The 11,668-nt window shown below is 71.1% G+C and carries 9 protein-coding genes; 3 read left to right on the forward strand and 6 right to left on the reverse strand.

Translation table 11 applies throughout. The features are described from left to right. Positions 1-145: 145 nt before the first annotated feature. On the forward strand, positions 146-1,990 hold the full coding sequence (locus tag ACIOMQ_RS09450; protein ID WP_402188447.1) for an FG-GAP-like repeat-containing protein: 1,845 nt from the start codon (positions 146-148) through the stop codon (positions 1,988-1,990). A 647-nt stretch (positions 1,991-2,637) separates the two neighbouring features. On the opposite strand, the gene ACIOMQ_RS09455 is transcribed toward ACIOMQ_RS09450, so the two are convergent. Next, positions 2,638-2,907, reverse strand: a complete 270-nt coding sequence (locus ACIOMQ_RS09455; RefSeq protein ID WP_362197220.1) for a helix-turn-helix transcriptional regulator — start codon at positions 2,905-2,907, stop codon at positions 2,638-2,640. Positions 2,908-2,948: 41 nt separating this feature from the next. Between ACIOMQ_RS09455 and map the strand changes: the two genes are divergently transcribed. Beyond that, positions 2,949-3,716, forward strand: coding sequence for a type I methionyl aminopeptidase (gene map, locus ACIOMQ_RS09460; RefSeq protein WP_401269571.1), 768 nt, complete (start codon positions 2,949-2,951; stop codon positions 3,714-3,716). Positions 3,717-3,737: 21 nt separating this feature from the next. Here map and ACIOMQ_RS09465 read toward each other — a convergent pair whose 3' ends face one another. Further along, positions 3,738-4,496: a glycoside hydrolase family 75 protein gene (locus ACIOMQ_RS09465; protein ID WP_402188450.1), complete on the reverse strand. Its 759-nt coding sequence runs from the start codon at positions 4,494-4,496 to the stop codon at positions 3,738-3,740. Positions 4,497-4,642: 146 nt separating this feature from the next. After that, positions 4,643-6,451, reverse strand: coding sequence for a gamma-glutamyltransferase (ggt, locus tag ACIOMQ_RS09470; RefSeq protein ID WP_401936634.1), 1,809 nt, complete (start codon positions 6,449-6,451; stop codon positions 4,643-4,645). A gap of 480 nt (positions 6,452-6,931) precedes the next feature. Here ggt and ACIOMQ_RS09475 point away from each other — a divergent pair, with 480 nt between their 5' ends. After that, on the forward strand, positions 6,932-8,797 hold the full coding sequence (locus ACIOMQ_RS09475; RefSeq protein WP_402188452.1) for a PQQ-binding-like beta-propeller repeat protein: 1,866 nt from the start codon (positions 6,932-6,934) through the stop codon (positions 8,795-8,797). A gap of 184 nt (positions 8,798-8,981) precedes the next feature. On the opposite strand, the gene ACIOMQ_RS09480 is transcribed toward ACIOMQ_RS09475, so the two are convergent. The 3 genes from ACIOMQ_RS09480 to ACIOMQ_RS09490 are packed head-to-tail and all read right to left on the reverse strand — an operon-like array spanning position 8,982 to position 11,628. After that, complete coding sequence (locus tag ACIOMQ_RS09480; protein WP_401755947.1) at positions 8,982-9,515, reverse strand: hypothetical protein; 534 nt, start codon at positions 9,513-9,515, stop codon at positions 8,982-8,984. Continuing rightward, positions 9,512-10,948 carry an ATP-binding protein gene (locus ACIOMQ_RS09485; protein WP_402188454.1) on the reverse strand — a complete coding sequence of 479 codons (1,437 nt, stop codon included), beginning with the start codon at positions 10,946-10,948 and terminating at the stop codon, positions 9,512-9,514. The genes ACIOMQ_RS09480 and ACIOMQ_RS09485 overlap by 4 nt, the downstream gene beginning before the upstream one ends. Then, positions 10,945-11,628, reverse strand: a complete 684-nt coding sequence (locus ACIOMQ_RS09490) for a response regulator (RefSeq protein ID WP_402188456.1) — start codon at positions 11,626-11,628, stop codon at positions 10,945-10,947. Before ACIOMQ_RS09490 ends, ACIOMQ_RS09485 begins: the two co-directional genes overlap by 4 nt. Between the last annotated feature and the right edge of the window lie 40 nt (positions 11,629-11,668).

Here is an 11,668-nt window from a genome sequence, read left to right on the forward strand (position 1 = left end):
AACGTTCTTCGGCCTCGGCAACGAGGCCGAAGAACGGAGCGGGCCGCTCGCACCAGCCGTACTCCGCCGAAGGCATGCCGGCCCTCGTCCAGCAGACCCTGCGGACCGGCCCCTTCGGCACACCGCCCGAGCAAAGGAACGCTTCGTGCCCGTCAGACCTCCCCGCCGCGTTCAGGCCATGGCGCTGCTGGCCGCGACTGCCGCAGTCGGCGCGCTGACCATCGTTACGCCTGCGCAGGCCGTCGTCGGTGAAACCGTCGCTGACAACACCTATACGTTCACCGCGAAGATCGATGTCGGCGGCAAGCGAGCCTGCACCGGCTCGCTCGTCGACGCCCAATGGGTCCTGACCGCGAGCAGTTGCTTCGCGGCCGACCCGCAGCAGCCCTTCCCGATCCCCGCCGGTGCACCCGCGGAGAAGACCACGGCGATCATCGGCCGCACCGATCTGTCGAGCACGGCCGGCACCTCCGTCGAGGTGACGGAACTGGTGCCCCGTGCCGACCGCGATCTGGTGATGGCCAAGCTCGCCGAACCGGTCACCGACATCGCCCCTGTCGTCCTCGCCACCAGCGGGCCGGTGGACGGCGAGACCTTGCAGGCCGTGGGGTACGGCCGCACCGCGAACTCCTGGGTTCCCGACCGCCTGCACGCCGGGACCTTCGCCGTGACCCGGACCGACGCCACCACCGTCGCGGTCACCAGGGACGGCGGCAGTATCTGCAAGGGTGACGCCGGAGGTCCCGCGCTGCGCGAGAAGGACGGCAAGGCCGAGCTCGTCGCCGTTCACAGCATGTCCTGGCAGGCCGGCTGCCTGGGGTCCGACGAGACCCGCAACGGCGCCGTGGAGACCCGTCTGGACGACCTCGGTGAATGGATCCAGCAGATCCGCGCCCTGCCCCAGGAGAGCCAGGTCACTTCCGGGGACTTCAACGCCGACGGCAAGGAGGACATCGCTGCCTTCTACGACAACGGCACGTCGCCCGACGGCAAGAACAGGTCGTCGCTCTTCGCCTTCTACAGCACCGGGACCGGCTTCGCCGCACCCAAGAAGGTATGGAGCACTCCTGGCGGCTTCACCTACGCCTCCAGCAAGCTGGCCTCCGGCGACTTCAACGGAGACGGCAAGGACGACATCGCGGTCTTCTACGACGGAGGCGCCTCGGACACCGGCCGGGTTTCCTCGCTCTACATCTTCACCAGCACCGGCACCGGTTTCAGCAGCCCGCGCAAGACGTGGACAAGTACGGGCTCCTTCAACTGGGACGCCTCCAAGGTGACCTCCGGCGACTACAACGGAGACGGCAAGGACGACGTCGCCGTCCTCTACAACACCGGGAAGTCGGCCGACGGCAAGTTCATCACCTCTCTCTACACCTTCAACGGCAGCAGCACGGGCTTCGACAACCCGCGCAAGACGTGGACCAGCAGCGGATCCTTCAACTGGAACGCCTCCAAGGTGACCTCCGGCGACTACAACGGAGACGGCAAGGACGACGTCGCCGTCCTCTATGACGCCGGGACTTCTGCCGACGGCAAGTCCATCACCGCGCTCTACACCTTCGCGAGCAACGGCACCGACTTCAACGCGCCCCGCAAGACCTGGACCAGCAGCGGATCCTTCAACTGGAACGCCTCGAAGGTGACCTCCGGTGACTACAGCGGAGACGGCAAGGACGACGTCGCCGTCCTCTACGACCGGGGCACAGCAGCCGACGGCAAGTCCGCCACGTCGCTGTTCACCTTCACCAGCACCGGCGCCGACCTCGCCGCCCCTCGCGAAGTCTGGGCCGGCACCGGCTCATTCAACTGGAACGCCAGTGGGCTGACATCCGGTGACTACAACAAGGACGGCAAGTGCGACATCGGCGTCCTCTACCGCGCCGGAACCACTGCCGACGGCCGCCGGATCGACTCCCTGTTCACCTTCAGCAGTACCGGCACCGACATCAAGGCACCGGTCAAGCTCTGGACCGGTAGCGTGATCTGACCGTCTTTCAGGTGCGAGTCCGAGGCGGTACCCCCTGATCGGGGCTCGCTCGGCGGGGCCCGCTCCCGAACCGTGGACTGTTCGGGAGCGGGCACTCGTCCGCCGGTGCCGGCACGTCTCTCGCGACGTACGGCACGATCGCGGTCGGGGCAGGCCCCCGCTGCCCGTGCCCTGGCACATGGAGCAGGTGCTCGGGCCCCGGGTCCCGGCGCGTGGAGCATGCCGCGTCCGGCGCACGGCGCTGTCCACAGGTGACGCGTTCGGCCTCTCCGCCACCATCACCCGCAACGGCCGAGGCCCGAAGCCCACGGCGGCCGCAACCACGTGGGGACACGGCCCCACCTCAGCTGAACCACGCACCCACGCGCTCCCCCGCCGACAAAGCGGCTCACCCCGCGGAACCCCGTCCAGAGCACCCCCACGATGCCCGCCATCCGCAGTGCGTGGAGGACATCCCACTCCCTGGCCGGCACCTCCGCGCGGAGCCGGCCCTTCGGTACAGTCAGGGCGGCCAGTCGCCCGCGCAGCTCCGTACAGCGGGCGGTGGCGCGTTTGGTGGCCGTCCCGGGCCCAAGCCGTCGCCTCCGCGTCCGGGGGCGCCGTTGCGCCCACTCCGGCCGCCCGGCCCCGCGCGGAACCCCACGCCCCTACCCGGCCAGCGGCACCGCGTCCGGCTCCGGGGCGCAGCGGGTGAGCAGTTCGTCCATCGAGAGTCCGAGCGCGCCGGCCAGCGCCGCGACGGTGAAGAAGGCGGGGGTCGGGGCGCGGCCCGTCTCGATCTTGCGCAGCGTCTCGGCGGAGATTCCGGCGCGCGCCGCGACGTCGACCATGCTGCGCCCGCCGCGCGCCTCGCGGAGCAGCGCTCCGAGGCGTTCGCCGCGGCGGCGCTCTTCCGGGGTCAGGGGCGTTCGTACCATGCCGTCATTCTAATACCGCTGCGACCGGTATAGTAATTGGCATGGTGCAGCTCAAGACAGACACATCCATCGAAGCGATGCGCGAGACCGGCCGGGTCGTGGCGCAGCTGCTGACATCCGTACGGGAAGCGGCCGCGGTCGGCGTCTCGTTGCGCGAACTCGACGAGGTGGCCCGCGGCGTCCTGCGCGAGGCGGGTGCCGGGTCGCCGTTCCTGAACTACCGGCCGCATTTCGCCCCCACCCCGTTCCCCGCCGTGATCTGCGCGTCGGTCAACGACGCGATCGTGCACGGCATCCCGACCGATCAGCGACTGCGCGACGGCGATCTGGTGAGCATCGACGCGGGCGCGACGCTCGGCGGCTGGGCGGGCGATTCGGCGATCAGTTTCACCGTCGGGCGCGCGCGGCCGGCGGACACCCGGTTGATCGACACGGCGTTCGCGGCGCTGGAGGCGGGGATCGCGGCGGCGGTCGTCGGGAATCGGATCGGCGACATCGCGCATGCGATCGGCACGGTGTGCCGCCGGGCCGGCTACGGCATTCCGGAGGGGTTCGGCGGCCACGGGGTGGGCCGGTCGATGCACGAGGACCCGGCCGTCCCCAACGAGGGACGGCCGGGTCGCGGTATGCCGTTGCGGCACGGGATGGTGCTGGCGATCGAACCGATGCTGATCGGCAGCGGCTCGGACGCGTTCCACCCGGACCGGGACGGCTGGACGTTGCGCACGACCGACGGCAGCCGGGCGGCACACGCGGAGCACACGGTGGCGATCACCGACGACGGGCCGCGCATCCTGACCGCGTTGTGATCAACCCCTGTTCGCGCGTGCTCAGTTGTCCTGTATGAACTGCTGGGCGAGCGCTTCTCCGGCGGTGACGGCGGCGCTGTGGCTCTCGATCGGCGACGCCTTGGAGTTCTTGAACAGGATGTAGGTGACGCCGGATTCGGCGCCGCCCGTCTCCGGGTCGGGGTCGATGCCGAGCGCCTTGGCGGTGGCGTACGACGCCTCACCGATGATCTTGTTGGGGCCGGTGTCGCCGACGACGGCATACTCGACCTTGTTGTTGTAGATGACGGCGACGACGCCACCGCCCTTGATCCCCGCGCTGCTGTAGTTCCAGATGCTGCTGCTGCTCGGCACGACGACGTACGGCAGCTTCTCCGCGTTCAGCGGCTGGTCGCCGGAGGTGTGGAACGCCGTGTCGTCCTGGAACCACGGGTCGGTGTCCTCGTTGCAGGCGGTGGTGACCTGGCCGTCGCAGTCGACGTCCATGTCGGCCTTCCAGAACACGGCACCGTTCTTGCCGCAGACCGGCACGGTAGCCGAAGTCTCCTCGTCCGTACGGTACTTGCCGTTGGATATCTGCGAACACGAGGTGACCTTGGCCAACAGGTCGGCCGCGCTGACGGAGCCCTCCTGGATGCCCGCCGCAACACGTTCGGCGCTGCCGGACCCCGCCCGGGGCGCGGTGGCGGACACGGCGTCCGCGACGGGACGGGTCTCGGCCTCGGCCGCGGGCGTCAGCATGGCGGTGGCGAGCAGAGCGGCACCGGACGCGGCGGCGAGGGCGAGCGTTCGAGTACGCACAGTGGGGTGCCCTTCTATTAGGAAACCTTCCTTACCGACGCGGCCAAGATGGCCCCTAAGTCATGTCCCCGTCAAGACCACGGGGCTGGTTCCTCGCCGCACCCGAGCGAAGAACCAGCCCCGTACAGAGGGTTATTGATGGACCGTCACGGTCGGCCGACCGGCTTCACCACCATGGCCGAGCCCCCGCCCCTGCGCACCTTCTCGGCGGCCGCCAGCCACCGCCCGTCCGGCAGCCGCTGCACGCCCGTCGCCGCTCCGATCTCCGGGTTCAGCTTGAAGACATGCCCCAGCGACTCCAGTCGCGCCCGCACCGGGCTGTTCCACAGCCCCGGTTCGAGCTCCGTCGTCGCCGCGTTGCGCTGGCTGGCGCGCGGCGCCGCGATGGCGTCGACCAACGGCAGCCCGCGGTCGACCGTGCCGATGAGCGACTGGAGCACGGTCGTGATGATCGTGGCACCGCCCGGCGATCCGAGGGCCAGCACGGGCTCACCGTGCCTGAGCACGATCGTCGGCGAGATGGACGAGCGCGGGCGCTTGCCCGGACCCGGCAGATTCGGGTCGTGGACCGCCGGGTTGGCCGGCGCGAACGAGAAGTCCGTCAGCTCGTTGTTGAGCAGATAGCCGCGCCCCGGCACGGTGATGCCGCTGCCGCCCGTCTGCTCGATCGTGAGTGTGTAGGCGACGACGTTGCCCCACTTGTCGGCCGTTGTCAGATGCGTGGTGTTCTCCCCCTCGTACGTCGTCGGGGCGGCCGTACCACCTGCCCGGCAGTCGGCCGGGTGGCCGGGGTCCCCCGGCGCCAGCGGGCTGGTCAGCACCGCGTCGTCCTTGATCAGGCACTCCCGCGAGTCGGCGAACCGCTGGCTGAGCAGCCCGCGCGTCGGTACGTCCTCGAACGCCGGGTCGCCGACCCACCGTCCGCGGTCCGCGAACGCGATCCGGCTCGCCTCGATGTAGCGGTGCAGATACTGCGCTTCGCTCGCCTTCGAAAGGTCCGTGGACTCAAGGATGTTGAGCGCCTCGCCGACGCTCGTGCCGCCGGACGAGGAGGGTGCCATGCCGTACACGTCGAGACCGCGGTAGCCGACCTTCGTCGGTGCCTGCCGCAGCACCCGGTAGGACCGCAGGTCCTTGGCCGTGAGGTCGCCGGGGCGTACGACCCGGTCGGCCTTCGGGTCCACGGGCGGGTTGCGCACGGTCCGTACGACATCGTCGGCCAGCTCACCCCGGTACAGCGCGTCGATGCCCTTGCGGCCCACCTGTTCGTACGTACGCGCCAGATCGGCATTCTTGAAGACCGAGCCGACCACCGGCAGTTGGCCGCCCGGCAGGAAGAGCTTCCTGGACGCCGGGAAGTCGGCGAACCTGGCCCGGTTGTCCTCGGTCTGCGAGCGGAACGTGCTGTCGACGACGAAACCGTCCCGGGCGAGCCGCTCGGCCGGCTTCAGCACCTGCCGCAGCGACTTGCTGCCCCAGGTGTCGAGCGCGGTGGCCCAGGTGGCCGGGGTGCCGGGGGTGCCCACGCTCAGTCCGCTGGTGACGGCGTCGGCGAAGGCGAGCGGCTTGCCGTTCTCCAGGAACAGCGAGGAGTCCGCGCTGCGTGGCGCGGTCTCGCGGCCGTCGATGGTCTCCACGGTGCGCGTCCTGGCGTTGTAGTGGACGAAGTAGCCACCGCCGCCGAGACCTGACGAGTAGGGCTCGGTCACACCGAGTGCCGCCGCGGTCGCCACCGCGGCGTCCACCGCGTTGCCACCCTTGCGGAGCACCTCGATGCCGGCGGCCGACGCGTCCGCGTCGACGCTGGCCACCGCCCCTCCGTAACCCACTGCCACGGGCGACTTGGGGGGTGGCTCGGACGGTGGTGCGGACGAGGACGGGGCCGCCGCGCCCATCGTGACGACAGCGGCGACAACAACCGACAAGGACACGTTCCGCGCGACGGGACGTCGCATGCGCACCTCCAGTGAAGGATTGTCCGCCGCAGGGTAACGCCGCACCGCCCGCCTCGTCATGACCGCCCGTGGACCCGGCCCCGTCGCCCGCCGGCATGTCCGCCCATGACTGACGACGCACGCAACATCGTGCTGGGCGTGACAGCCGCCGCAATCAGCGTCGCGCTGGGCTGGATCGCCCGCGTCTTTCTCTGACGCCGCCAACTCCGCGACCGACACGCGGTGTTCCGGGCCGATCAGTCCCGGCCGCCGCCGTTCTTCAGCGTCACCACGCCAGTGCAGTCACCGCCGGGCCACGCTCTCCGGACCACGCCGAACCGCGCCCAGCTCCCCCTCGAACCCAGCCAACAGCCCGTCCGGCCGGACCGGCGCGCCACCGGTGGGTGGACTCGACCATGCTGTCCCCGGGCGGGGCCTGACGTCCTTGCCGTGACGGGGGTTGGGGCCGGTAGGCTCCCTGGGCGAGCGGAGGGGGCAGGCATGTCGAGGAAAAAGGATCAGCGGGACCGCAGCGCGGCGCGGCGTCGTCTGGCGAAGGAACGCCGGTGGACGTACACGGACTTGCATCCCGAACGCATGCAGTTGTGCGCGGGGCCGCTCGGCGTCGATGCCGAGAAGGCGATGGCCCTGGACGCCGTGAGCGGCACCCTGGACAGCCATTGGTTCAGCGTCTTCGACTGCGTCACCGACGACGACCCCTCGGCCGCCCGCACCGTGTACCTCGTCCAACTGCCGGCCGTGCTGCCTCTGGTCGCGGTGAGCCGGCACTCGCTGGCCGTGGACACGATGGTTCCGCTGCTGAAGCGGCTCGTCACCGAGCGCCCGGACCGCCACTTGTACGAGATCGGTGACCCGGCCTACGACGCCAACCATGTAGTGGAGAGTGTGGACCTGGAGACGGCGGCGCGGCTGCTCACCCCGGCCGTGCGCGAGTTCGCCGACGACCGCCGCTGGTTGCAGTGGCAGGTGGAGGGCGGCTACCTCTTCTACGCGGAGCCTCCGGGACCGCGCGGGGAGAGGGACGACGCCCACGCGATCCTGACCGAACTGCGCTCGCTGGTCGACCTGGTGGAGGTCATGGACCCGGGGTTGTGGGGCGAGGTGGCGGACGCCGTCCCTGGCGTCGGCGACGGCCGTGCGGAAGCGGAGAAGGACCCGGGCGGTGCCGAGCACGGGATGGCGAACGCGGTGCGCGGGACTGTGTCGGACGCCGTTCCCTCCGTCGGAGCACAGCCGGCGCCCGGTCCCGGCAGCGGACCGTCCGCCATGGCCCGCGGTGGCCCGGCCCACACCGGCGTCTATCCGAAGGGCACGCTGCCGTCCGGCTTCCAGGCGTGGAGCGTGCGGCTGCCGGACGCGGTCGTCGCCGAACCGGTCGTCTGCGCGGGCACTGTGTACGTCAACTGCTCCGACGGCCGCTGCTACGCGCTGGATGCGGTGACGGGCGCGGCGCGTTGGTCCTTCGACGCGATCGGTGCCCTGAAGGAGACGCCGGCGGTCGCCGACGGGACGGTGTACGTCGTCGGCGAGTCCGGTGTGCTGCACGCGGTCGGCGCCGCGGACGGGCAGGAGCACTGGCGGCAGCGGGTGGGCCACTCGGGCGCGCCGGTGGTCGCCGACGGCCTGCTCTACGTCGTCCACCACCCGGCCAACCTGCTGCGCGATGCCTCCCGGATCCGCGCGCTGGACACGGCGACCGGCGAGGAACGCTGGGAGCGACGGTTGCCCGACGGGTCGGCCGCCGCAGCGGCGGTCTCCGACGGCCGGGTCTATGTACAGGGCGCGCGAGCCCAGTTGACCGCCTTCGACGCGGTGAGCGGCGAGGAGCTGTGGCACCAGGGGGCCACCGACAGCCAGTTGAGCTGCTGCACCCCGAGCGTCGCGGGAGGTGTGGTCTGCGCGGGCACCGGCGCCGGCCGGCTCTACGCGTACGACGCCGTCACCGGTGAGCAGCGGTGGGGAGCACAGGTGGCCGGCGTCGTCGACAACACCCCGGCGCTGGCCGAGGGCCTGGTCTTCGTGGGCGACAGCCACGGTGGCGTGTACGCGGTGGACGGCAACGACGGCGGGCTCCTCTGGCACCTGCCGAACCGTTACGGCGCCTCTTCCCCGGCGATCTGCGGCTCGTCCGGCTGGATCGTCGGCACCAAGTACGGGCGCGGTCTGTTCAAGATCAGCCTGAGTGCCGGCGCGGTCCTGTGGCGGCACGCACTCGACGGCCGCGGCACCGGCCCCGTCTACGCCGACGGGGTCGTCTACGTGGGCACGCACGCCGGTACCGTGCTCGCGGTGGACGCCGAAACCGGTCGCAAGCCTCCCCGGGCGCGGCGCAAGATGCGGGTCTGAGCGGATGGCGGAGCGGCGGGTGGTGTGGACCGGCACGGTCCTCCTGGTCGGCGCCGATCCGGACGAGGTACGGCGTACGGCACCTCCGCCGGCCGGCGAGGACGAGCGGTGCGCGGCGCCGCGCGCCTCGCACCGGGCGACGGGCCGAGTCCCGCCGCCGGGGAGGCGTCCCACCGGGCGGCGGTCAGACGGAGCAGCGGGCGGGCCCGATGATCCCGTCGGTGCCGGTCACCGTCACCGCGGCGCTCCGCTCCGCGGTACGCGCCTGGGCGATCGTGCAGATCAACTGCTGCCGGGCGGTCTCGGAGAGTTCCGCGACGGGGGTGCTCACCCGGACCGTCACCCCGTCCGGCCCCAGGGACAGACTCGATACCGCCCGGATGTCCGGCAGTTCGGTACGCAGACCGGCCTCGGCCTCGGCCTCGGTGGGCCCGGCGAAGAGCATGGCGACGGCCTTGTCGGAACCGCGCCAGACAGGCACTGCTCCCCCGGTGCCGACGTCGCCCTGCGTCGTCAGGTCGATGTCCCGTACGACGGGCATCAGCCGGCCGGGGGACGACGAGGACACGAAGTAGAGCAGTGCGCCCTGCTGGCCGCCCGGGGCCACGTCCACGGTCGCCGGGGCGCCGACCTCGACGACGTCCGTCGCCCGTATCCCGCAGCCGGTCGCCGGCAGCCCGAGGCACAGCAGAGCGCCGAGGACCCGCACCCCTCTCACTGCTCCTCCATCGGTAGTTCCACCGTCAGGACCGCGCCGCCCTGCGGCCCGTTGGCGGCGTGCACGGTGCCGCCGTGCAGCCGTACGTTCTCCAGGGTGATCGCCAGGCCGAGGCCGCTGCCCGCCGACCGGGTACGGGCCGCGTCGGCCTTGTAGAACCGGTCGAAGATGTGCGGCAGCACGACGGGGTCGATGCCGGGCCCGCTGTCCGCGACCTCGACCACCAGCCGGCGGCCCGCACCCCGCTGCTCGGCCCGCAGCCGTACGGTGACGGGCCGCTCACCGTGGCGCAGGGCGTTGCCGACGAGGTTGGCGACGACGACGTCGAAGCGGCGCGGGTCGAGCATCGCCCGTACTCCGTCCGGGAGTTCGCCGTGCACCTGGTCCTCCCAGTGCCGGCCCTGCAGGGTCTTGCGGATCGTCTCGGCGACATCGACCTCGTCGAGGTGGAGGTCCGCGGCCTTCGCGTCGAAGCGGGAGATCTCCATCAGATCCTCCACGAGGGTGGCGAGCTTCCCGGTCTCGGCGCTGATCAGCCGGACGGCCGCCGCGGTGTCGGAGTTCAGCTGGGCGGCGTCCTCGTCGAGCACCTCGGTGACGGCGAGCATTCCGGTGAGCGGGGTACGCAGTTCGTGCGAGACGTCCGAGGCGAACCTCCTGGCCCGTACCTCCGCGCGCCGGAGCTCCTCCACGGATTCCTGGAGTTTTGTCGACGACTCGTTGAACGTCCGGGCCAGTTCGGCGAGTTCGTCGGATCCCCTGGCCTCGATACGGGTGTCGAGCTCGCCGCGGCCGATGCCCGCGGCGGCCCGTCGCAGATCGCGCACCGGACGCAGCACACTGCGGGCGGCGAGCAGCGCGGGCACCACCGCGATCAGGAGGGCGGGGAGGGCGCCGTCGCGGGCCGCCGTGACCATGGCATCGACATTGGCCTCCTCGGTGGTGAGCGGCATCACGGCGTAGAGGACGAGCCCGGTGGGCTGGCGTCCGTCGCCCCGGTCGAAGAGTGCCGGCATACCGACGGTCAGCCAGGGATGGCCGTCCTTGACGACCCGTTGGAAGGAGCCGTGCGCATTGCTGCGGGCGGCCTTGCGCAGCTCGGGTGTGATGACCTCGGACGTGGGCCGGTTCGAGGACGAGACCCGGATCTTCCCGTATTCGGCGAAGATGATCCAGGGGTGCGGCTTGCCCTCCCGGGCAAGGATCTGGCAGGCCTGCTGGAGGTGGGCCGGATGGACGGGCAGGGTCACGGCCTGCGCGGCGATCCGGTCGCGGAACTGGTCGACGGCCGTGTCCTGGGCCTGCTGGAGGATGGCCGAGCGGGCCTCGCGGTAGGTCAGGGTCGCGGTGGTGACGGCGCTGATCGCCGCGACCAGCAGGAAGGCTCCTATGAGACGGGTCCGCAGTCCGAACCGGGCGGCGAACAGCTTCATGCGAGCGGTCCGAAGCGGTAGCCGAAGCCGCGGACGGTCTGGATGTAGCGCGGGCGGCCCGCCACGTCCTCGATCTTCTGCCGCAGCCTCCGCACACAGGCGTCGACCAGGCGCGCGTCTCCGTGGTAGCTGTGTTCCCAGACGTATTCGAGGAGCTGCTGCCTGCTGAAGACCTGCTCGGGCGAGGCCGAGAGATGGAGCAGCAGCTTCAGTTCGGAGGGCGCGAGCAGGACGCGCTGCCCCGACTTGGCGACGGAGAGCCCGGCGCGGTCGACGGCCAGTTCGCCGTGGACCTCGGTGCCGCTGCGTCCTGCGGGCTCTGCGAGCCTGCGCAGGACGGCGCGGATCCTGGCCTCGATCACTTCGGTACGGGCGGGCTTGACGATGTAGTCGTCGGCACCGGCCTCCAGCCCGACGACCACGTCGAAGTCGTCGCCGCGCGCGGTGAGCATGATGATCGGCAGCTGGCTGGTCTCCCGTATCCGGCGGCAGACCTGGACCCCGTTCACTCCGGGGAGCATCAGATCGAGGAGCACCAGATCGGGCCGGAACTCTCCCAGCGCCGCCAGCCCGTCCTCGCCGGTCTCGACGGCCCGCAGCTCGTGGCCGCGCCGTCGCAGCCCCAGCTCGACCCCTTCCCGTACGGAGGGGTCGTCTTCGATCAGCAAAACGCGAGGCATGGCAGCAGTATCCCAGCGATCAAGGAGTGGATTCGAACCG

The sequence above is a fragment of the Streptomyces sp. NPDC087845 genome (assembly GCF_044742755.1).
Classification (GTDB): domain Bacteria; phylum Actinomycetota; class Actinomycetes; order Streptomycetales; family Streptomycetaceae; genus Streptomyces.

Excerpts from the sequence above, each read along its gene's own strand:
- ACIOMQ_RS09485 (WP_402188454.1), bottom strand. The coding sequence starts at position 10,948 with ATGAAGCTGTTCGCCGCCCGGTTCGGACTGCGGACCCGTCTCATAGGA.
- ACIOMQ_RS09475 (WP_402188452.1), top strand. The coding sequence starts at position 6,932 with ATGTCGAGGAAAAAGGATCAGCGGGACCGCAGCGCGGCGCGGCGTCGT.
- map (WP_401269571.1), top strand. The coding sequence starts at position 2,949 with ATGGTGCAGCTCAAGACAGACACATCCATCGAAGCGATGCGCGAGACC.
- ACIOMQ_RS09490 (WP_402188456.1), bottom strand. The coding sequence starts at position 11,628 with ATGCCTCGCGTTTTGCTGATCGAAGACGACCCCTCCGTACGGGAAGGG.
- ggt (WP_401936634.1), bottom strand. The coding sequence starts at position 6,451 with ATGCGACGTCCCGTCGCGCGGAACGTGTCCTTGTCGGTTGTTGTCGCC.
- ACIOMQ_RS09455 (WP_362197220.1), bottom strand. The coding sequence starts at position 2,907 with ATGGTACGAACGCCCCTGACCCCGGAAGAGCGCCGCCGCGGCGAACGC.